Raw genomic sequence first — 19,476 nt, 5'->3', positions numbered from 1 at the left:
CCGCCACCCAAGGAGATCCGAGCATGCCCGTCAGACGACGCCGCTCCACCGCACTCGCCGCCGCCGTGGCCACGGCCGCCGCACTCGGCGCCACCGCCCTCGCCACGGTGGGCACCACCACCGCCTCGGCGGCCGAGATGCCCCTCGAGGGCTACGAACTGACCTGGGGCGTCAAGCAGTCGTACCGCACCTACGTCGGCATGTTCGGCACCTTCACCACCGCGGACGGCGCCTCGCAGGCCACCGGCAACGGCGCCTTCACCTTCGTCGACGGCGCCGGCACCTACGACACCGCCGGCCACACCGTCGACCTGGCCTTCCAGGGCACGCTGCTGAGCGCGTCCAAGGCCCACGGCTTCGAGGTGACCCTCACCGACGTGCGCTTCGACAGCAAGGCCGGCGAGATCACCGCCGACGTGAAGAAGGTCGACACCTCCCAGGGCACGCCCACGACCACGGAGGGCGACGACGTCCCGCTCGCCACCGTCGCCGTGACCCGCGACATGAAGGACATGGCGACCACCCTCACCGCCGAGGCCGGGGACTTCCTCGGCAGCGCGGGCTACGCGGGCGCGGCGGGCGACCCGCTGACCGTCGTCAAGAAGGCGGCGCCGACCACGCCGCCCGCCTCCCCGTCCCCCACCGAGGAGCCGGAGTCCCCGAAGCCGACCCCGTCGGCCACCGGGACCACCCCCACCACACCGCCGAAGACCGAGGCCCCCGACCCGGACCCGACGCCGACGCGGACCACCGGCACCGGCCCGTCCGCGTCCCCGTCCGTCTCCGCCCCGGCCGGTCAAGCCGCCACCGAGGGCCCGATAGCCGACGGCACCCTCGACTGGGGCGTGAAGCAGTCCTTCCGCTCGTACGTCACCGGCCCCGTCGCCAAGGGCGAGGTCACCGTCTCCGACGGCGCCGTCCAGGCGGCCGGCAACGGCGCCTTCACCTTCAAGGACGCCACCGGCACCTACGACACCGACGCCGACAAGCTCACCGCCGCCTTCCGGGGCGCCGTCAACTTCAAGGGCCACCGGACGAACGGCGCGTACGGCCTCGACCTGACCCTGAGCAACCTGAAGGCCACCCTCGACGGGGGCACCGGCAAGCTGACCGCCGACGTGAACAGCCTCGGCACCCGGACCGAGGGCGTCGTCCTGGCCGACCTCGAGGCGAAGTCCGCCGACCTGACCGCCCGGAACGACGTCATCACGGTCGACGGCGTCGCCGCCACGCTCACCGAGGCCGGCGCGAGGGCCTTCGGCGACTTCTACACCGCCGGCACGGCCCTCGACGCCGTCGACCTGTCGGTGGCGCTGAGCGAGGACGCGCGCCTGCCGGAGGGCGGCGGCACGGGCGGTGCCGGGGGCTCGGCCGGTACCGGCGGCTCCGGCACCACGGGGGGCACCGGTTCGACCGTCGGTGGCACCGGCTCGACCGTCGGTGGCACCGGCACCACCACCGGCGGCTCGACCGTCGGCGGCGGCAGCCTCGCCTCCACCGGCTCCGGCATCCCGGGCCCGGCCCTCGCCGGGGCGGCCGGCGTGGCCGTGGTGATCGGCGCGGGCGCGGTGTACGCGGCCCGCGGGCGGCGCCCGCAGGAGTAGCAGGAGCAGGGGGTCCGGCCCGCCCCGTCGTGCGCGGGGCGGGCCCCGGCGGGTGCGGCCCGCGGGCGATGCTTGAATGCCCCGGTGACCGACTACGACGTACTGCGCGTCTTCTGCGCGCCCAACGGCGGCTACGGCAACGAACTGGGCGTGGTCCGGGACGGCTCCGTGCTGCCGGAGACCGCGGCACGCCAGGAGCTGGCGGCGAAACTCGGCTTCAGCGAGACCGTGTTCGTCGACGACCCCGAGCGCGGTGTCGTCGACATCTACACCCCCACCCTGCGCCTGCCCTTCGCCGGGCACCCCTGCGTCGGCGTCGCCTGGCTGCTCGACGTGCCCGAACTCGTCACCCCGGCCGGGGTGGTGGGCACCCGGCTGGACGGCGAGTTCAGCTGGATCGAGGCCCGCCCCGAGTGGGCGCCGCCGCGCACCCTGCGCCAGTACGCCTCCGCCGCCGAGGTCGACGGCCTGGCGGTGCCGCCGCCGGGGGAGTGGGTGTACGCCTGGGCCTGGGAGGACGAGTCGGCCGGCCGGGTGCGGGCCCGGGCCTTCCCGGGGCGCGGCGACGGCATCGAGGAGGACGAGGCGACCGGGGCGGCGGCGCTGCTGCTGACCGAACGGCTGGGCCGGGCCCTGAACATCACCCAGGGCGCCGGCTCGCAGATCCTGACGGCACCGCAGCCCGAGGGGTGGGTGGAGATCGGCGGCCGGGTGCGTCTGGAGCGGTGACGGCCGCCGCCGTACGGGTGGAACAGAGTGTGCGCGCGGACCGGAGGGGTTACCTCTCGCGTGACCGTTCCCTCATACGAGAGGAAATCCATGCGCATCCGCTCCGCGCTCGCCACCGTCCTGCTCACCGCCGCCATGACCGCCGGCGGCGCCGCGACGGCCACCGCCTTCGACGGCCCGCCGCTGCACGGTGACGAGGACGCCACCTGCAGCCCGTACTTCGGCGCCATCACCACGGACAGCACCGGCGACCTGTACTTCGGCGGCATCAACTGCCGCAGCGACGACTACGACATCGACAACTGAGTCGGGTCGCCCCGTTCGCGACCGGTCCCCTTCGGCCAGGCGGCCGAGGGGGACCGCCGTCGTTCACGCGGAGAGCGGGAACTCCTCGCCGAGCGCCCGGAAGACCGCCGTGTTCAGGGCGAAGGCCCGCTTGCACTCGGCGACGACCCGCTGCTTGTCCAGGTCGTCCGCGCGGATGCCGTCCAGCAGCTCCCGGTACTCGCGCTTGAAGGCGGCCGGGTTGGCGATCTCCTCGAAGACGTAGAACCGGACCCCGTCGCCCTTCCTGGCGAAGCCCCACGTGCGCTCCGCCTTGTCCCGGATGATCTGGCCGCCGGACAGGTCGCCGAGGTAGCGGGTGTAGTGGTGGGCGACGTACCCGGCCGGCCAGCGCTCGGCGCACTCGCGCACCCGGGCCGCGTACTCCTCGGTGGCGGGCAGGGCGGTCAGCCCCGTACGCCAGTCGGGGCCGCGCAGGTGGGCGAGGTCGCGCTCCAGGGACGCCAGCCGCATCAGCTCGGGCCGGACGAACGGCCCGGCCACCGGGTCCGACGCCAGCCGCCCGGCGTCCGCCTCCAGGGCCTCGTAGACGAACCACAGCTGCTCGGTGTAGCGCGCGTAGGCGTCGACGCCGAGCCGCCCGCCCAGCAGGTCGCTCATGAACGTCGAGGTCTCCGCCTCCACGTGCTGCTCGTGGGAGGCGGTGCGGATGAGCGTCGAGAAGGAGTCCATGGCGTGATTTTCTATGGTTACCTAAGTCAATAGCTTGCCGACGGGCTGTCGGTAAAAGCGTACCCGGACGCGGAACGGCCCGCCCTCCGATGGAGAGCGGGCCGTCGCGGCGGGGTGCCGGGGTCAGGGCAGAGTCAGGATCTCGGCCCCGGAGTCGGTGACCACCAGCGTGTGCTCGAACTGGGCCGTGCGCTTGCGGTCCTTGGTCACGACCGTCCAGCCGTCGTCCCACATGTCGTACTCGTGCGTGCCGAGCGTGAGCATCGGCTCGATGGTGAAGGTCATCCCGGGCTGGATGACGGTCGTCGCGTGCGGGCTGTCGTAGTGCGGGACGATCAGACCGGAGTGGAACGACGAGTTGATCCCGTGCCCCGTGAAGTCCCGCACCACGCCGTACCCGAAGCGCTTGGCGTACGACTCGATGACCCGGCCGATGATGTTGATCTGCCGGCCCGGCTTGACCGCCTTGATCGCGCGGGCCAGCGACTCCCGGGTCCGCTCGACCAGCAGCCGGCTCTCCTCGTCCACGTCGCCGACCAGGTAGGTCGCGTTGTTGTCGCCGTGCACGCCGCCGATGTAGGCCGTCACGTCCAGGTTCACGATGTCGCCGTCGCGCAGCACCGTGGAGTCCGGGATGCCGTGGCAGATGACCTCGTTGACCGAGCTGCACAGGGACTTGGGGAAACCGCGGTAGCCGAGCGTCGACGGGTAGGCGCCGTGGTCGCACATGTACTCGTGCGCCACCCGGTCCAGCTCGTCCGTCGTCACGCCGGGCGCGATGAGCTTCGCGGCCTCCTCCATCGCTCGCGCCGCGATCCGCCCGGCGACCCGCATCGCCTCGATGGTCTCGGGCGTCTGGACCTCCGGCCCGGTGTACGGCGCCGGCGCGGGTTTGCCGACGTACTCGGGCCGCCGGATGTTTCCGGGTACGGAACGGGTGGGAGACAGCTCCCCAGGTACGAGCAGCGACTGGCCAGAAGACATGACAGCGAGTCTAACCAGCGGGCATACGAGACCATGTCCCTGGCGAAAGGAGCCGGTCATGGCCCTGTTCAAGAAGCGCACGGTCGGAAAACCGGGCGAGTGGTACTACTGCCTGGAGCACAAGAAGGTCGAGGAGGGCCCGGAGTGCCCCGCCAAGGACCGCTTCGGCCCGTACGCCACCCGCGCCGAGGCGGAGAACGCGATGCGGACGGCCCACGAGCGCAACCTCGAGTGGGAGAACGACCCGAAGTGGCACGACGCCCCCGCCGGCCGCGCCGACGAGGACTGACCCCGAGCCGCGGCGGGCACCCGGCGGCCTCCGTCACCAGCGCGACGGAGGCGGGGCCGTCAGGTGGTCGGCCAGGCGGGACAGGCGGTCGCGGAAGCGGCGCGGACCCCTCGGGGGCGGTACCGCGTTCTCGCCGGCCGCGGCGCTGACCAGGTGCTGCACCGTGTCCAGGTCCAGCTCGGCGCCCTCCGGCACGGTCAGCGTCTCGTGGGCCATGGTCGTCAGCTCCCGCTCGCCGCTGCCCAGCGCCAGCACCGTGGCACCGGCCCGGCGGGCGTCGTGCACCCGCTCCAGGAGCGGGGCGCCGGGATCGTCGGGCGCGACCACGAGCAGCGTCTCCCCGCGCCGGGCCGCCGCCAGCCGGCCCAGGCCGACGGCCAGGTGCGCCGGGTCCGAGGGACGCGCCCCGTGCCGTACGAGGGTGGGGGCCAGCTCCGGCGTCCCCGACCAGGCCGCCTCGTCCACCAGGTGTGCCGCCAGGTGCCAGGGCTCGTACCCGGCGGTGCCCACCAGCAGCAGTCCGCCCCCGTGCGGCACCACCGACCCCCTGAGCGCCCCCGCGAACCTCCGGGTGGCCCCCAGCCACTCGGTCCCGGCGAGCACTTCCCGCAGCAGCGCGACCCGTACGGCGTCCATGCGCCCGCATCCTGCCGCAACCGGCACCGCGCGACCCGGCGTTCGCCCCGGATTCCCCCGGTCCGGGGACGGCCCGACGGCGGTCCGGTGACGTCCGGCGCGGGGCGGGACCTCGGCCCGTCGGCCGGCCGGGGGCGGACGTAGGGTCGGCCCATGACCTCTACCGACAGTGCTGCACAGAAGGCCCCCGCCAAGGACCCCTGGGACCTGCCCGACGTCTCCGGGCTGGTCGTCGGCGTGCTCGGCGGCACCGGCCCCCAGGGCAAGGGCCTCGCCTACCGCCTCGCCAAGGCCGGCCAGAAGGTGATCGTCGGCTCGCGCGCCGCCGAGCGCGCCGAGGCCGCCGCCGAGGAGATCGGGCACGGCGTCGAGGGCGCCGACAACGCCGAGACCGCCCGCCGCAGCGACATCGTGATCGTCGCCGTGCCGTGGGACGGCCACGGGAAGACGCTGGAGTCCCTGCGCGCGGAGCTGGCCGGCAAGCTCGTCGTCGACTGCGTCAACCCGCTCGGCTTCGACAAGAAGGGCGCCTACGCGCTCAAGCCCGAGGAGGGCAGCGCCGCCGAGCAGGCCGCCGCGCTGCTGCCGGACAGCCGGGTCGCCGCCGCCTTCCACCACCTGTCGGCGGTCCTCCTCCAGGACCCCGCCATCGACGAGATCGACACCGATGTGATGGTGCTCGGCGAGGAGCGCGCCGACGTGGAGATCGTGCAGGCCCTCGCGAGCCGCATCCCCGGCATGCGCGGCGTCTTCGCCGGCCGGCTGCGCAACGCCCACCAGGTCGAGTCGCTGGTCGCCAACCTGATCTCCGTCAACCGCCGCTACAAGGCACACGCCGGGCTCCGCGTCACCGACGTGTGAGGCGATGGGGGACACTGGTGGGTGCCGGCGGCGCCGGCGCAGTACCCGCACGTGTCCCCCGACAGGAGCCCGCCACATGCCCCGCCTCGCCCTCTACGCCCTGGTCGTCTGCCTCCTCGCGGTGGCCGCCGCCGTCGTCTCCTTCGTGCAGGGCAGCGTCGTGATCGGCGTCGTGTGGGTGCTGCTGTCCGGCGTGTCGTCCAACATGTGCTGGTACTACGTCAAGCGGGACCGCGACGCCCGGCGCTCCGCGTCCGTCACGGGCTGACCGCGCACAGCTCGTCCGTCTGCCAGAAGCGGTACAGCTCGAAGCCGCAGTAGGTGTCGATCTCGCCGATCCCGAGGGACCGCAGGATCGCGTCGATCGCGTCGAAGAAGACGCCGTTGACCGCCGGGATCCACAGCAGCGCGAACACGATCAGCAGCCCGAACGGCGCCAGCGGCTCCACCTGCCGCCGCACGTTGTACGACAGCCACGGCTCGATCACCCCGTAGCCGTCCAGGCCCGGCACCGGCAGGAAGTTCAGGATCGCGGCCGTCACCTGGAGCAGGGCCAGGAAGGCCAGCGCCAGCCGGAAGTCGCGCGGCACCCCGTCCAGCGCGTCCAGCCAGAACGGCGCCGTGCAGACGACCGCGAACAGCACGTTCGTCAGCGGACCCGCGGCCGAGATCAGACTGTGCCGCCACCGTCCGCGGATGCGCCCGCGCTCGATGAAGACGGCGCCGCCGGGCAGGCCGATCCCGCCCATGATCACGAACAGCACCGGGAGCACGATGCTCAGCAGGGCGTGCGTGTACTTCAGCGGGTTCAGCGTGAGGTAGCCCTTCGCGCCGACCGAGATGTCCCCGCCGTGCAGGGCGGTGCGCGCGTGCGCGTACTCGTGCAGGCACAGGGAGACGATCCAGGCGCCCGTCACGAACAGGAACACGGCCACGCCCGGCTGCTCGGCGAACCCGGTCCAGGTGGCCCAGCCCGTGACCGCGGTGACGGCGGCGATCCCGAGGAAGACGGGACTGATCCGCCGGTCGCCCCGGCGGAGGTGGGCGGTGGTCATGGGGCTCCCTGGGCTCTTCGGCGGACGCGGGACTCGTGAGGACTGCCCGACCGTACCTGGCGCACCGGGAGAACGTCTCGCGGTCGGCGGGAGGTTCCGGGCGGGCGGCGGGCGGCGGGCGGCGGGCGGTTGGCGGGGTCTGCGGGGTGGCGGGCGCGGGGCCGGGGCCGTGGGCGCCGGCGGAACGCGCCGTACCGGCAAAACCCCGTGACCGGCGTCTGCGGCACCAGGGACAATGGGTGCCGTGCGCTACCGCATCCTCGGCACCACCCAGGCACTCCGCTCCGACGGCACGGCCGTCCCGGTCGGCGGGGCGCGGCTGCGTGCGCTGCTGACCGTGCTCGCCCTGCGGGCCGGCCGCACCGTGCCCGCGGGGCTGCTGGTGGAGGAGGTGTGGGCGGGCGACCCGCCCGCCGACGCACCGGGTGCCCTGCAGGCGCTGGTCGGGCGGTTGCGGCGGGCGCTCGGCGCGGACGCGGTGGCCTCGGCGGACGGCGGCTACCGCCTCACCGCCGGCCCCGACGACGTCGACCTGCACCGCTTCGACCGGCTGGCCGGTGAGGGCACCCGCGCCCTCGCCGACGGCGACCCCGCCAAGGCGGCCGTCGTGCTCGACGACGCCCTGAGCCTGTGGCGGGCCCCCGCCCTCGCCGACCTGCCCGACCGGACCGCCGAGGCCGCCCGCTGGGAGACACGGCACCTGGACGTGCTGCGGGCCCGCCACACCGCCGCCCTCGACCTCGGGCAGGCCGAGCACTCCCTGCCGGAGCTGACCGCGCTGTGCGACGGCCACCCGCTGGACGAGTCCCTTCAGGCCCTGCGGCTGCGCGCCCTGCGCGACACCGGCCGCACCGCCGAGGCGCTGGCCGCCTACGACGACGTACGCCGCCTGCTCGCGGACCGGCTCGGCGCCGACCCGGGCCCCGAGCTGCGGGCGCTGCACGCGCGTCTGCTCAATCCCGCGCCCTTCGCCCCGCCGTCCGACGCCCGTCGGCACGCCCCACCCACCACCCCGGCCGCCGGCCCGGGGATGCCCGCCTCGCCGGGGACGGCGTCCACGCAGGGCGCGCCCGCCTCGCCGGGGGTGCCCACCACGCCGGGGTCGCCTGATCCGCAGGGTGCGCCCGCCTCGCAGGGCCCGCCTGCCTCGCCGGGTGCGCCCGCCGGGCCGCTCCCGCCGTCCGCAGCCGGTGACCCCCCGGCGGCGTCCACCGACTCCGCCACCGGCACCGGTGACGAGGGCGCGGCGGACCCGTCCGCCGGTACCGGTGACGAAGGCGCGACCGGTCCGTCCGTCCGCGCCGGGGCGTTCGCCCACCCGTCGGGTCCCGCCGCCCCCGGAGGGCCCCGCCCGACGACGCCTGCCGGGCCCGAGGGAGATGCCGGGCCCGGGGGCCGCACCGGGTCCGAGGGGCAGGCGGGGCCCGAGCGGCATCGCGAGCCCGGAGCGAGCCGCCCGGCGACGACCGCCCGTCCCGGCGACACCGCCGACCCGGGAGCGACCCACCCCGGGGCACCTGCCGATCCCGGAGGTGCCTACCCGCCGTCGCCCGCCGGTCCTGCCGCTTACCCGGGCGGTGAGGCGCCGGCCGGTCCGGCCGCCTACCCGGACCGCGAGGCGTCCGCCGGTCCCGGGGCGTCCCGTCCGTCGGCGTCCGCCGGTGCCGCCGCTCACCCGGATCGTGAGGCGTCCGCCGGTCCCGCCGCCGCCCCGGACCGCGAGGCGTCCGCCGGTCCTGCCGCGTCTCCGGACCGTGTGGCGTCCGCCGCTTCCGGTTCCGGTGGCCCCGAGGGCGTGGCAACGTCCCGTCCCCGGGGCAATCTCCGGGCCCGGCTCACCTCCTTCGTCGGGCGGGACGCCGACCTGGAGGCGCTGCGGGGCGATCTGGCGGCCGCGCGGCTGGTGACGCTGCTCGGGCCCGGCGGTGCCGGCAAGACCCGGCTGTCGCAGGAGGCCGCCGAGGGCGCCGGAGAGCCGGCGCGGGACGGCGCCTGGCTCGCCGAACTCGCCCCCGTCGACGACCCCGGCGCCGTACCGGAGGCCGTGCTGACCGCGCTGGGCGCCCGCGAGACCGTGCTGTACGGCGCCGGCGCCGAGGAGATGCGGGCCGTCGCCGTCTCCGACCGGCAGGCCACCGCCGTCGAGCGCCTCGTCGAGCACTGCGGCCGGCGCCGCATGCTGATCGTCCTGGACAACTGCGAGCACGTCGTCGACGCCGCCGCCCGCCTCGCCGAGGAACTGCTCGCCCGCTGCCCGAACCTGACCGTCCTCGCCACCAGCCGCGAACCCCTCGGCGTGCCGGGGGAGCTGCTGCGCCCGGTGGAGCCGCTGCCCGAGCCCGCGGCGCTGCGGCTGCTCGCCGACCGGGGCGCCGCCGCCCGCCCCGGCTTCCGCCCCGACGCCGACGAGGAGACCGCGGCGGCCTGCGCCGAGATCTGCCGCCGCCTCGACGGCCTGCCGCTGGCCATCGAACTGGCCGCCGCCCGGCTGCGGATGCTGACCCCCCGGCAGATCGCCGACCGCCTGGACGACCGCTTCCGGCTGCTCACCTCGGGCAGTCGCACCGTCCTGCCCCGCCAGCAGACCCTGCGCGCCGTCGTCGACTGGTCCTGGGAGCTGCTGGACGAGGAGGAGCGGGAGGTGCTGCGCCGTCTCTCCGTCTTCGCCGGCGGCTGCGACCTGGCCGCGGCCGAGGCCGTCTGCGGGCCCGCCGCCCTTCAGGCGCTGGGCTCCCTGGTCGACAAGTCCCTGGTGGTGGCCGCGCCGTCCGGCGACGGCATGCGCTACCGGCTCCTGGAGACCGTCGCCGAGTACGCGGGCGAACGCCTCGACGAGACCGGCGGCCGGACCGCCGCCGAGCGCGCGCACCTGACGTACTACCGGGAACTGGCCCGGACCACGGACCCGTTGCTGCGCGGCCCGCGGCAGCTCGCCGCCATCGAGCGGCTGGAGCGCGAGTACGAGAACCTGCGGACCGCCCTGCGCCACGCCATCGCCGAGCGCGACGAGCAGGAGGCGCTCAGCCTGTCCCTGTCGCTGGTCTGGTACTGGCAGATGCGCGACCTGCGGGTGGAGGCCCGGAACTGGTTCAGCGAGGTCATGGCCCTCGGCCCGGACCCGTTCGCCGAGCCGGCCCGCCGCGCCGAGCCGGTGTGGGAGCGGTGCACCGCCGCCCCGCCCCCGATGACCGGCGAAGTGCTCGCCGAGGCCCGCCGCGGTGTCCACCTGGCCCATCTCGCCTGCATGGACACCGAGCTGGATGCCTGGCAGAGCCCGGCGGCCAAACGGAAGCTGCGCGTCATCGCGGAGACGTACGAACCGGGCATGCCCCAGACCTGCTTCCCTCCCGGCCTGCTCTGGTTCTTCGCCGTGATGCTCTCCGGCGACATGGAGCGGCTGCGCGAGATCATGGACGCCTCCGTGCGCACCTGCCGCGAGACACCGGGATACGACTGGGCGCTGGCCGGCAGCCTCCAGATGCGCGCCAACTTCCTCGCCAACCGCACCGAATGGGCGGGCGACGCCACCAGCGACGCCGACGAGGCGCTGGAGATCTACCGCCGCCTCGGCGACGCCTGGGGCACCGCCGAGGCCCTCGCCGCCCGCGCCGAGGCACGGGAGCGCAAGGGGGAGTTCCGGCTCGCCGCCGCCGACTACCGGGCCGCCGCGCGGCACGCCGAACGACTCGGCGCGCACGCCCAGGTGGACGTCCTGGAGGCCCGCCTCGGCAGTGTGCTGCTGGAGGCGGGCGAGGGCGAGGAGGGCGAGCGCATCCTGTGCGCCGTCATCGACCGCACCGACGGCGCCGGCCACAGCGGCGCCATGCCGGCCGCCCGGCTCTTCCTCGCCGGCTGGCTCGGCATGACCGGCCGGACCGCCGAGGCCCGGGAGCAGCTGCGGCTGCTGCGCGAGGACTTCGCCATCTCGCACTTCATCGTCTTCGACGCCTTCATCCTCGCCGCCGAGGCGTGGGTCGCCACGCTGGAGGACCGGCACCTGGAGTGCCTGGAGAAGGTCCGCAAGTCGCTGGAGCGGGCCGATGACCCGCTGTCCGCGGCCATCGCCCCGCACATGCGCTCCGGCTACCTGACCATCGCCGCGATGGCGCTGGCCCGCGTGGACGGCGGGCGCCGGGCCGCCGACGCCGCACGCTGCATCGGCGCCGCCGACGCGATGCTGCCGCCGGAGCACGTCGCGATGGGCCTGGAGCGGGACGCACGCGCCCGGGCCGCCGGCCGGGTCCGCGAGGTGCTCGACGCCGAGGCGTACGAGGCCGCGTACCACGAGGGCGCCGGCCTCTCCCCGCGGGACGCCGTCGCCCTCGTGTGACCCGGACCCGGGAAACCCGGACCCCGCCCATCCGCCCGGACGGCCGGTCAGGTCTTCGTACGGAACTTGTGGATGGCGACCGGCGCCATCACCGCCGTGATCGCCACCGACCAGCCCAGCGTGATCCACAGGTCGTGCGCGACCGGACCGCCCACCATCAGTCCGCGCGCCGCGTCGGCGAGCGTGGACAGCGGGTTGTAGTCGGTGAAGGCCTGCAGCCAGCCCGGCATCGACTGCGTCGGTGCGAAGATCGACGAGCCGAACTGCAGCGGGAACAGCACCAGGAAGCCCATGGCCTGCACGGACTGGGCGTTCTTCAGGACCACGCCCAGGGTGATGAACACCCACATGATCGACGAGGCGAAGACCGCCGACAGGCCCACGGCCGCGAACAGCCCGGCCCAGTGCTCGATGTCGAAGCCGACCAGGACGGCGACGATCATCAGCACCGCCGTCGCGAAGAGCATCCGCAGCATCTCCACCGCGATCTTCGCGAAGAGCACCGAGCCGCGCCCGATCGGCAGCGACCGGAAGCGGTCCATGACACCGGAGTTGAAGTCCTGGCTGAAGCCGGTGCCGACGCCCTGGGACAGCGTCATGCTCATCATCGCGATCATGCCGGGGATCACGTACTGCACATAGCCGTCCTGGCCGCCGCCCAGGGCCTGGCCGATCGACCCGCCGAAGACGTACACGAACAGCAGGGTGAAGACGACCGGCATCAGCAGGGCGTCGAACATCGACTCCGGGTCCTGCCGGATCCACAGCAGGTTGCGGCGGACCAGGGCTCCGGTGTGCCGCACGTGCCCGCGCAGCGAGATCCGGGCGTCGGCGGCCGGGGCGGGGGTGGGGGTGACGGTGGCGGCGCTCATACGGCGACCTCCTCGCGGGAGTCCTCGGTGCTGGGCGCGGGGTCCTGCGGGGCACTGGCACGGTGGCCGGTGAGGGACAGGAAGACCTCGTCCAGGCTGGGCAGTTCGGTGGTGACGGAGGAGACGGTGACGCCGCGCGCGGTGACCGCGCCGACCACGGCGGTCAGCTGCTCGTCGCTGAGGATCGGCACCAGGACGGCACCGCGCTCCGTGTCCACGGTGGAGCTGGCGAGCCCGGTGATGCCCAGCTCGTCCAGGTAGGACGCGAGCGGGCGCAGCTGCAGCGGGTCGGCCGGGCGGACGCGCAGGGTGCGGCCGCCGACCTTGGCCTTCAGCTCCTCGATGCCGCCGTTGGCGATGACCTTGCCGCGGTCCACGACGGTCAGCTCGGAGGCGAGCTGCTCGGCCTCCTCCATGTACTGGGTGGTGAGCAGCACGGTGACGCCGTCGCCGACCATGCGCTTGACCTCGTCCCACACCTCGTTGCGGGTGCGCGGGTCCAGTCCGGTGGTCGGCTCGTCCAGGTACAGCACCGCCGGGTGTCCGATCATGGAGGCGGCCAGGTCGAGGCGGCGCCGCATGCCGCCCGAGTAGGTGCGCGCGGGCCGCTTGGCGGCCTCGGTGAGCGAGAACCGCTCCAGCAGTTCGTCGGCCCGCCGGCGGGCGTCCTTGCGGGACAGGTCGAGCAGACGCCCGATCATGTACAGGTTCTCCCAGCCGGGGAGCTTCTCGTCCACGGACGCGTACTGCCCGGTGAGACCTATCACCCGCCGCAGCTGCCGCGGCTGCCGTACGACGTCGTAACCGGCGACGTGCGCCCGGCCCGCGTCGGGGGTGATGAGGGTGGACAGGATGCGGACGAGGGTGGTCTTGCCGGCCCCGTTCGGCCCGAGCACACCCATCACGGTGCCCTCGCGCACATCGAGGTCGACGCCGTCCAGTGCCTTGGTCTCGCCGTAGTGCTTGACCAGCCCCCGCACGGTGACCGCGCTGCCCGCGGCTTCGGGGGTGTCGTCGATTCGCTTCATGCCGACGACGTTGTCAGCCCCCGCCGACAAAGCGCCGACATCTCGCCGACAGGACGGCGACGGCCCCGACATCCCGCCGACACCGCCGCGACGTGGACCGGCCCCGCCGACGGGGGAAGATCGGCGGGGCCGGTGTGTGGTGCCGCGATGGCTCAGTGGACGGAGTGCTCCTCCTGCGGGAACGTCCCGCCGACGACGTCCTCGGCGAAGGACTTCGCCGCGTCGCCGATGACCTGGCGCAGGTCGGCGTACTTCTTCACGAACTTCGGCACCCGGCCGCCGGTCAGGCCCAGCATGTCGGTCCACACCAGCACCTGGGCGTCGGTGTCGGGCCCGGCGCCGATGCCGACCGTCGGGATGTGCAGCGACCGCGTCACCTCGGCGGCCAGCTCGGCCGGCACCAGCTCCAGGACGACCGCGAAGGCGCCCGCGTCCTGCACGGCCTTGGCGTCGCGCAGCAGCTGCTGGGCCGCCTCCTCGCCCCGGCCCTGCACCCGGTAGCCCATCGCGTTGACGGACTGCGGGGTGAGGCCGATGTGCGCCATCACCGGGATGCCGGACTCGACCAGCAGCTCGATCTGCCGGTGCGAGCGCTCGCCGCCCTCCAGCTTGACCGCCCCGACCCCGGCCTCCTTGACCAGCCGGGTCGCCGAGCGCAGCGCCTGCACCGGACCCTCCTGGTAGGAACCGAAGGGCAGGTCGCCGACGATCAGGGCGCGGGAGGTGCCGCGGACGACGGCCGCGGACAGCATGGTCATCTCGTCGAGGGTGACCGGCACGGTGGTGTCGTAGCCGAGGTGGCAGTTGCCCGCGGAGTCGCCGACGAGCATGACCGGGATGCCGGCCTCGTCGAAGACGGACGCGGTCATCGCGTCGTAGGCGGTGAGCATGGGCCACTTCTCGCCGCGTTCCTTGGCGGCGGCGATGTCCCGGACGGTGATACGACGGTTGCTCTTGCCCCCGTACAGCGCCCTGCTCCCGTCGGAGGGGGTGCGCTGCGGCGTCTGGGCAGCCGAGAGCTGCGTCATGGCAACGGCTCCTTCATGTCATCTCGAGGCGCCCTCACGGCGTCCCCGGATCCCTTCCATGGTGGCACCTGTCGCGCCCCGACGGCTAGGGGACCCTCGTCACGGGCGGAGCCTGCCCCGCGCCGGGTGGGGCGAATGTGATCGTTTCGTCACAGAGCCGCCCACAGTGACGGCGTTCGGAACTCCGGACGCGGACTCGTACGTCCTCGTGCCCGTACGGCCGTCGCGGGACGGCGGGAACGGAACCGATCATCCCCTAGGGTGCTGAGTCACGGGGGGCGACGGTGTGCACGGCAGGCAGTGAGGCGACGGCATGGCGCAGCAGGCGTACATCACGGAAACGGACGACGGCGACCCGGGGCCCGAGCGACGGACCACCCGGACGCGGCGCGTGTACGACCGGATGGTCACCGGCTGGCGCGGCGACCGGCGGATCTGGCGCCGCGGCCTGATCACCGCCGCGGTCGCGGTGGTCCTGGCGGCCGTGATGGCGGCCCACTCACACATCCCCAACGCCATCGGCAACCTGGGCAGCCTCACCGAGACCTTCCTGCCGTGGTTCGGCCTGCTCATCCCCGTCCTGCTGGTGATCGCGCTGGCCCGCAAGTCGGCGACGGCGCTGATCGCGCTGGTGCTGCCGGTGAGCGTGTGGCTCAACCTCTTCGGCGGCCTCCTCTTCGACAAGACCGGGACCGGCGGCGACCTCACCGTGGCCACCCACAACGTCAACGCCGACAACGCCGACCCGGCCGGCACCGCCCGCGCCGTGGCCGCCGCCGGGGCGGACGTGATGGCCCTGGAGGAGCTGAAGGCGACCGCGGTGCCCACGTACGAGAAGGCGCTGCAGGCGAAGTACCCGCACCACGCGGTCGTGGGCACGGTCGGGTTGTGGAGCAAGTACCCGCTGAGCGACGTCAAGCCGGTCGACATCCAGCTCGGCTGGAAGCGCGCGATGCGCGCCACGGTCGCCACGCCCTCCGGGCCGGTCGCGGTCTACGTCGCCCACCTGCCCTCCGTGCGGGTGAAGCTGGAGGCCGGCTTCACCGCCCGGCAGCGGGACAAGAGCGCCAACGCCCTCGGCGAGGCCATCGCCGACGAGAAGCTGGAGCGCAAGATCCTGCTCGGCGACCTCAACGGCACCATGAACGACCGTGCCCTCACCGCGATCACCTCGCAGATGCGCTCCCCGCAGGGTGCCGTGGGCGACGGCTTCGGCTTCAGCTGGCCCGCGTCCTTCCCGATGGCCCGCATCGACCAGATCCTGGTCTCCGGCGTCGAACCGACGACCAGCTGGACCCTCCCGGCGACCGGCAGCGACCACCTCCCGATCGCCGCACGTGTGAAGGTCGACACAACCGCCTCCTGAGATTCGTCGGCGGAATACTCGCCCTGAGAGTCTTTGTTCCGTACGGGAACATACGGTGTCCCCTCGTCCCCCCCCGTACGCACACCTCCGCTCTCGAAAGGCGAGACCCTTCATGCCCCTGGCCCTGCTCGCCCTTGCCGTGGGCGCCTTCGGCATCGGTACCACCGAGTTCGTGATGATGGGCCTGCTGCCCGACGTCGCGGACGACCTGGACATCTCGATCCCCAGCGCCGGCCACCTGGTCTCGGCGTACGCGCTCGGCGTCGTCGTCGGCGCCCCGCTGCTCGCGGCGGCGACCGCGCGGATGTCCCGCCGCACGGTGCTGATCGCGCTGATGGCCCTCTTCGTGGCCGGCAACGCGCTGTCCGCGTTCGCCCCCGGTGAGGTCTCCCTCCTCGCCGCCCGTTTCGTCAGCGGCCTGCCGCACGGCGCCTTCTTCGGCGTCGGCGCGGTGGTCGCCACCGGCATGGTCGCGCCGGAACGCAAGGCCCGCTCCGTCTCCCTGATGTTCCTGGGCCTGACCGTCGCCAACATCGTCGGCGTCCCCGCCGCCACCGCCATGGGCCAGCAGCTCGGCTGGCGGGCGACCTTCCTCGCCGTCAGCGCGATCGGCGTCGCGGCGATCGCGGCCCTGGTCGCCCTCATCCCCCGCGACCACGCCCCCGCCCCCACCACCGGCCTGCGCGGCGAACTGGCCGCCCTGCGCTCCGTCCCCGTCTGGCTGGCCCTCGGCACCACGGTCGCGGGCTTCGGCGCGCTCTTCGCCGCGTACAGCTACATCACACCGATGCTCACCGACGCGGCCGGCTTCGCCGAGGCCAGTGTGACCCTGCTGCTCGCCCTGTTCGGCGTCGGCGCCACCGCCGGCAACCTGCTGGGCGGCCGGCTCGCGGACCACTCCCTGCGGGGCACCCTCTTCGGCGGCCTGGTCTCCCTCGTCCTGGTCCTGGCCCTCTTCCCGCTCCTGATGCGCACGGAGGTCACGGCGGCCCTCGCGGTGGCCCTGCTCGGCATGGCCGCCTTCATCACGGGCTCCCCGCTCCAGCTGATGGTCATGGAGAAGGCCGCGGCGGCCCCCTCCCTCGCCTCCTCGGCCAACCAGGCCGCCTTCAACCTCGCCAACGCCGGCGGCGCCTGGGTCGGCGGCCTCGCCCTGGCCGCCGGGTTCGGCGTCACCTCCCCGGCGACGGCGGGCGCGGCGCTGGCGGTGCTCGGGCTGGCGGTCGCCGGCACGGCCTGGGCGGTCGACCGCCGCCGGGACGCCGCCGCCGTGACCGCCGGGCGGGAGCGGGTGGTCGCGGGCCATGTGCCGGAGGCGGTGGAAGCCGTACGGCGGTGACGGCGGGGCGCGGTGCGGGCGGCTTCCCGGACCGCCCGCCGTCTCCCGGGCCCTGGCCGTCTCTCGGGCCCCGGCCCTCGCCCCGTCGGCCCGGTGTCCCGTCGGCCCCCCGTCGCCCCGATGTCCCACCGCCCCGATGTCCCACCGCCCCGGTGTCCCGTCGGCCCGGTGTCCCGCCGGGCCGGAGGCCGGCCCGCGGCAGCCGTGCCGATCGCCCGGCGGCACCGAAAACCGCGTGCGCGGCGCCGAGCCGCGGCGCGAGGATGCGGGGCATGACCGCCCTCGTCACCGCCCCCGCCCGCCTCGGTGAGACCCGCCTGCCGGACGGACGCCTGCTCGGCTGGGCCGAGTGGGGCCCGCCGGACGGCGTACCGGTCCTGTTCTGCCCCGGCGCCGCCACGAGCCGCCGGCTCGGTTTCGGCGCGGGAGTGGTGGAAGCGCTCGGCGTCCGCCTGGTCTCCGTGGACCGCCCCGGACTCGGCGCCTCGACCCCCCACCCCGGCCGCACCTTCGCCGACTTCGCCGCCGACATGCGCGCCCTGTGCGACCTGCGGGAGCTGGGCCGCCCGGCCGTGGTCGGCAACTCCCAGGGCGCGCCGTTCGCCCTGGCCTGCGCGGAGGCCGGCGTCGCCCGCGCTCTGGCCCTGGTCTCGGCCGCCGACGAGGTGGCCGCGCCGGACTTCGCCGCACTGCTCCCCGCCGAGCTGCGCGCGCTCACCGAACGGGCCGTCCGGGACCCGTCCGGCGCGGAGGAGTTCTTCGCCGGTTTCGACGCGGACGCGATGTGGAGCATGGTCATGGGCGGCAGCCCGGACCACGACCTCGCCGTCTACCGGGACCCCGACTTCTCCGCCACCTACCGCCGCGCCCTGGCCGAGGGATTCGCCCAGGGCGCGGCGGCCGGCTACGCCCGCGACACCGTCCTCGCCATGAGCCGCTGGCCCTTCGCGCTCGACGCCGTCACCGTCCCGGTCGACATCTGGTACGGCGAGGAGGACACCGGTCACTCACCGGACAACGGCGCCCTCCTCGCGACCCGGATACGCGGGGCCCGCCGCCACGTCGTCCCCGGCATCGGCGGCGCCCTGCTGTGGACCCACGCGGAGCCGGTCCTGACCTCGCTGCTGAGGCATCACCCGTTGGCGTGCGCGAAGCCGCGTTCCGGCCCTCGGGCGTAGTCCCGGGCCCTACCGTGTCGCCCGTCGCGAGGCGACGCGTACGAGGAGGGGCGGCATGTCGGTGAACGGCGGGGCGGACGAGCCGGGTTGGGAGGTCGACCCGGACGACGAGTGGGGTGTGGCGGTCATCGCCACCGTCGGGCGGCAGCTGAAGCTGCGGCGCGAGGCGGTCGGGATGCGGGCGGCCGAGTTCGGGACGGCGGTGGGGTACGGGGAGGATCTGGTCTACAAGGTCGAGGGCGGGAAGCGGATTCCTCGGCGGGAGTACCTGGAACGGGCCGACGAGGTCCTGAAGGCGGGCGGACTCATCGCCGCCACCTGGGAGGACGTGAAGAAGGTCCGGTACCCGAAGCACGTGCGGGACCTGGCGAAAATGGAATCGCGGGCGGTGGAGTCGCTCTCGTACGGCATCCACAACCTGCACGGCCTCTTGCAGACGGAGGAGTACGCCCGCGCCCTGCTGGGCACACGGCGGCCGTCCCTGTCGGAGGACGAACTGGAGAGGGCGGTCGCCGCACGGATGGCCCGGAAGGCGATCTACGACCGGGCACCCGCCCCGGAACTCAGCTTCGTCCAGGAAGAGGTGACCCTGAGACGTCCGATCGGCGGCAAGATGGTGCTGCGCAGGCAGCTCGAACACCTCTTGGACGTAGCGCGGTTGCGGCATGTCGAGATCCAGGTGATGCCGACGTCCCGCGGCGACCACCCAGGAACCGGAGGACGGATCCAGGTGCTCAAGTTCGGTGACGGTACGGCGGTCGGCCGGGCCGACGACGAGTTCGACAACCGTCCCGTCACCGAGCCCCGGCAGCTGCGCATCCTCGAACTGCGCTATGGCATCATCCGGGCCGAGGCGCTGACCGCCCGGGAATCAGTGGCCTTCATCGAACAACTGCTGGGGGAGACATGAACCGCAAGGAAGCGTCCGGAGACATCACCGACCTGAACTGGTTCACGAGCAGCTACAGCGACAGCAGTAACCCGAACGACTGCGTCGAGGTCGCCATAACCCCCGCCACCATCCACGTCCGCGACTCCAAGCGGCCGGACGGCCCCCGTCTCACCGTGCCCCCGGTCTCGTGGACGGCGTTCGTGGCCGGCGTCGGCAAGGCGTGAGCCCCGGACACGGTGGTCCGGGGCTCAGGCAGGCAGGCGCGCCG

At 74.1% G+C, this 19,476-nt stretch carries 19 protein-coding genes; 12 read left to right on the top strand and 7 right to left on the bottom strand.

Annotation, left to right across the window (positions count from 1 at the left end):
• Positions 1-23 precede the first annotated feature (23 nt).
• The 3 genes from ACFZP7_RS10890 to ACFZP7_RS10880 all read left to right on the top strand — a co-directional run bounded on the left by ACFZP7_RS10890 (position 24) and on the right by ACFZP7_RS10880 (position 2,639).
• Positions 24-1,604, top strand: coding sequence for an HtaA domain-containing protein (locus tag ACFZP7_RS10890; protein WP_385634305.1), 1,581 nt, complete (start codon positions 24-26; stop codon positions 1,602-1,604).
• Positions 1,605-1,688: 84 nt separating this feature from the next.
• The gene (locus tag ACFZP7_RS10885; RefSeq protein ID WP_019326187.1) at positions 1,689-2,333 is read left to right on the top strand and encodes a PhzF family phenazine biosynthesis protein; all 645 of its coding nucleotides are present in this window, start codon (positions 1,689-1,691) and stop codon (positions 2,331-2,333) included.
• Between the two features lie 90 nt (positions 2,334-2,423).
• Positions 2,424-2,639, top strand: coding sequence for a hypothetical protein (locus tag ACFZP7_RS10880; protein ID WP_030978967.1), 216 nt, complete (start codon positions 2,424-2,426; stop codon positions 2,637-2,639).
• 63 nt (positions 2,640-2,702) lie between these two features.
• On the opposite strand, the gene ACFZP7_RS10875 is transcribed toward ACFZP7_RS10880, so the two are convergent.
• On the bottom strand, positions 2,703-3,350 hold the full coding sequence (locus ACFZP7_RS10875) for a heme oxygenase (biliverdin-producing) (protein ID WP_031020087.1): 648 nt from the start codon (positions 3,348-3,350) through the stop codon (positions 2,703-2,705).
• Between the two features lie 123 nt (positions 3,351-3,473).
• A complete protein-coding gene (gene map / locus ACFZP7_RS10870; RefSeq protein WP_031020085.1) occupies positions 3,474-4,334 on the bottom strand; it encodes a type I methionyl aminopeptidase in 861 nt (286 codons plus the stop codon).
• Between the two features lie 58 nt (positions 4,335-4,392).
• Between map and ACFZP7_RS10865 the strand changes: the two genes are divergently transcribed.
• The gene (locus tag ACFZP7_RS10865) at positions 4,393-4,623 is read left to right on the top strand and encodes a hypothetical protein (RefSeq protein ID WP_031020083.1); all 231 of its coding nucleotides are present in this window, start codon (positions 4,393-4,395) and stop codon (positions 4,621-4,623) included.
• A 33-nt stretch (positions 4,624-4,656) separates the two neighbouring features.
• On the opposite strand, the gene ACFZP7_RS10860 is transcribed toward ACFZP7_RS10865, so the two are convergent.
• The gene (locus ACFZP7_RS10860; protein WP_019326182.1) at positions 4,657-5,259 is read right to left on the bottom strand and encodes a hypothetical protein; all 603 of its coding nucleotides are present in this window, start codon (positions 5,257-5,259) and stop codon (positions 4,657-4,659) included.
• A 153-nt stretch (positions 5,260-5,412) separates the two neighbouring features.
• Between ACFZP7_RS10860 and npdG the strand changes: the two genes are divergently transcribed.
• Together npdG and ACFZP7_RS10850 are read left to right on the top strand one after the other, a co-directional pair.
• Positions 5,413-6,120 carry an NADPH-dependent F420 reductase gene (gene npdG / locus ACFZP7_RS10855; RefSeq protein WP_019326181.1) on the top strand — a complete coding sequence of 236 codons (708 nt, stop codon included), beginning with the start codon at positions 5,413-5,415 and terminating at the stop codon, positions 6,118-6,120.
• A gap of 76 nt (positions 6,121-6,196) precedes the next feature.
• Positions 6,197-6,388: a hypothetical protein gene (locus tag ACFZP7_RS10850; RefSeq protein WP_019326180.1), complete on the top strand. Its 192-nt coding sequence runs from the start codon at positions 6,197-6,199 to the stop codon at positions 6,386-6,388.
• On the opposite strand, the gene ACFZP7_RS10845 is transcribed toward ACFZP7_RS10850, so the two are convergent.
• Positions 6,378-7,175: a site-2 protease family protein gene (locus ACFZP7_RS10845; RefSeq protein ID WP_031020080.1), complete on the bottom strand. Its 798-nt coding sequence runs from the start codon at positions 7,173-7,175 to the stop codon at positions 6,378-6,380. The genes ACFZP7_RS10850 and ACFZP7_RS10845 overlap by 11 nt on opposite strands.
• Positions 7,176-7,410: 235 nt before the next feature.
• Here ACFZP7_RS10845 and ACFZP7_RS10840 point away from each other — a divergent pair, with 235 nt between their 5' ends.
• Complete coding sequence (locus ACFZP7_RS10840) at positions 7,411-11,505, top strand: BTAD domain-containing putative transcriptional regulator (protein WP_385634304.1); 4,095 nt, start codon at positions 7,411-7,413, stop codon at positions 11,503-11,505.
• A gap of 47 nt (positions 11,506-11,552) precedes the next feature.
• Here the strand turns inward: ACFZP7_RS10840 and ACFZP7_RS10835 are convergent, their stop codons facing one another.
• From ACFZP7_RS10835 to panB, 3 genes are all read right to left on the bottom strand, one after another.
• Complete coding sequence (locus ACFZP7_RS10835) at positions 11,553-12,377, bottom strand: ABC transporter permease (protein WP_210902928.1); 825 nt, start codon at positions 12,375-12,377, stop codon at positions 11,553-11,555.
• Positions 12,374-13,405, bottom strand: coding sequence for an ATP-binding cassette domain-containing protein (locus ACFZP7_RS10830; protein ID WP_031016837.1), 1,032 nt, complete (start codon positions 13,403-13,405; stop codon positions 12,374-12,376). The genes ACFZP7_RS10835 and ACFZP7_RS10830 overlap by 4 nt, the downstream gene beginning before the upstream one ends.
• 152 nt (positions 13,406-13,557) lie before the next feature.
• Positions 13,558-14,433 (bottom strand): 3-methyl-2-oxobutanoate hydroxymethyltransferase, encoded by an 876-nt coding sequence (panB, locus tag ACFZP7_RS10825; protein WP_019326175.1) that lies wholly within the window; start codon positions 14,431-14,433, stop codon positions 13,558-13,560.
• A 403-nt stretch (positions 14,434-14,836) separates the two neighbouring features.
• Here panB and ACFZP7_RS10820 point away from each other — a divergent pair, with 403 nt between their 5' ends.
• From ACFZP7_RS10820 to ACFZP7_RS10800, 5 genes are all read left to right on the top strand, one after another.
• Positions 14,837-15,799, top strand: coding sequence for an endonuclease/exonuclease/phosphatase family protein (locus ACFZP7_RS10820; protein ID WP_063738610.1), 963 nt, complete (start codon positions 14,837-14,839; stop codon positions 15,797-15,799).
• A gap of 112 nt (positions 15,800-15,911) precedes the next feature.
• Positions 15,912-17,138 carry an MFS transporter gene (locus ACFZP7_RS10815; protein WP_062138928.1) on the top strand — a complete coding sequence of 409 codons (1,227 nt, stop codon included), beginning with the start codon at positions 15,912-15,914 and terminating at the stop codon, positions 17,136-17,138.
• A gap of 272 nt (positions 17,139-17,410) precedes the next feature.
• Positions 17,411-18,316 carry an alpha/beta fold hydrolase gene (locus ACFZP7_RS10810; RefSeq protein ID WP_385634303.1) on the top strand — a complete coding sequence of 302 codons (906 nt, stop codon included), beginning with the start codon at positions 17,411-17,413 and terminating at the stop codon, positions 18,314-18,316.
• Positions 18,317-18,371: 55 nt separating this feature from the next.
• Positions 18,372-19,226 (top strand): helix-turn-helix transcriptional regulator, encoded by an 855-nt coding sequence (locus ACFZP7_RS10805; RefSeq protein ID WP_046248893.1) that lies wholly within the window; start codon positions 18,372-18,374, stop codon positions 19,224-19,226.
• The gene (locus tag ACFZP7_RS10800; RefSeq protein WP_175463038.1) at positions 19,223-19,432 is read left to right on the top strand and encodes a DUF397 domain-containing protein; all 210 of its coding nucleotides are present in this window, start codon (positions 19,223-19,225) and stop codon (positions 19,430-19,432) included. The genes ACFZP7_RS10805 and ACFZP7_RS10800 overlap by 4 nt, the downstream gene beginning before the upstream one ends.
• Positions 19,433-19,476 lie beyond the last annotated feature (44 nt).

This window comes from Streptomyces sp. SudanB5_2050, assembly GCF_964272335.1.
Lineage (GTDB): Bacteria > Actinomycetota > Actinomycetes > Streptomycetales > Streptomycetaceae > Streptomyces > Streptomyces rochei.
This window is presented reverse-complemented; position numbering and strand designations above follow the sequence as displayed.

Excerpts from the sequence above, each read along its gene's own strand:
- ACFZP7_RS10830 (WP_031016837.1), bottom strand. The coding sequence starts at position 13,405 with ATGAAGCGAATCGACGACACCCCCGAAGCCGCGGGCAGCGCGGTCACC.
- ACFZP7_RS10845 (WP_031020080.1), bottom strand. The coding sequence starts at position 7,175 with ATGACCACCGCCCACCTCCGCCGGGGCGACCGGCGGATCAGTCCCGTC.
- ACFZP7_RS10805 (WP_046248893.1), top strand. The coding sequence starts at position 18,372 with ATGTCGGTGAACGGCGGGGCGGACGAGCCGGGTTGGGAGGTCGACCCG.
- ACFZP7_RS10880 (WP_030978967.1), top strand. The coding sequence starts at position 2,424 with ATGCGCATCCGCTCCGCGCTCGCCACCGTCCTGCTCACCGCCGCCATG.
- ACFZP7_RS10850 (WP_019326180.1), top strand. The coding sequence starts at position 6,197 with ATGCCCCGCCTCGCCCTCTACGCCCTGGTCGTCTGCCTCCTCGCGGTG.
- ACFZP7_RS10865 (WP_031020083.1), top strand. The coding sequence starts at position 4,393 with ATGGCCCTGTTCAAGAAGCGCACGGTCGGAAAACCGGGCGAGTGGTAC.
- ACFZP7_RS10800 (WP_175463038.1), top strand. The coding sequence starts at position 19,223 with ATGAACCGCAAGGAAGCGTCCGGAGACATCACCGACCTGAACTGGTTC.
- npdG (WP_019326181.1), top strand. The coding sequence starts at position 5,413 with ATGACCTCTACCGACAGTGCTGCACAGAAGGCCCCCGCCAAGGACCCC.
- map (WP_031020085.1), bottom strand. The coding sequence starts at position 4,334 with ATGTCTTCTGGCCAGTCGCTGCTCGTACCTGGGGAGCTGTCTCCCACC.
- ACFZP7_RS10875 (WP_031020087.1), bottom strand. The coding sequence starts at position 3,350 with ATGGACTCCTTCTCGACGCTCATCCGCACCGCCTCCCACGAGCAGCAC.
- ACFZP7_RS10820 (WP_063738610.1), top strand. The coding sequence starts at position 14,837 with ATGGTCACCGGCTGGCGCGGCGACCGGCGGATCTGGCGCCGCGGCCTG.
- ACFZP7_RS10840 (WP_385634304.1), top strand. The coding sequence starts at position 7,411 with ATGGGTGCCGTGCGCTACCGCATCCTCGGCACCACCCAGGCACTCCGC.
- ACFZP7_RS10815 (WP_062138928.1), top strand. The coding sequence starts at position 15,912 with ATGCCCCTGGCCCTGCTCGCCCTTGCCGTGGGCGCCTTCGGCATCGGT.
- ACFZP7_RS10860 (WP_019326182.1), bottom strand. The coding sequence starts at position 5,259 with ATGGACGCCGTACGGGTCGCGCTGCTGCGGGAAGTGCTCGCCGGGACC.
- ACFZP7_RS10890 (WP_385634305.1), top strand. The coding sequence starts at position 24 with ATGCCCGTCAGACGACGCCGCTCCACCGCACTCGCCGCCGCCGTGGCC.
- panB (WP_019326175.1), bottom strand. The coding sequence starts at position 14,433 with ATGACGCAGCTCTCGGCTGCCCAGACGCCGCAGCGCACCCCCTCCGAC.
- ACFZP7_RS10810 (WP_385634303.1), top strand. The coding sequence starts at position 17,411 with ATGACCGCCCTCGTCACCGCCCCCGCCCGCCTCGGTGAGACCCGCCTG.
- ACFZP7_RS10835 (WP_210902928.1), bottom strand. The coding sequence starts at position 12,377 with ATGAGCGCCGCCACCGTCACCCCCACCCCCGCCCCGGCCGCCGACGCC.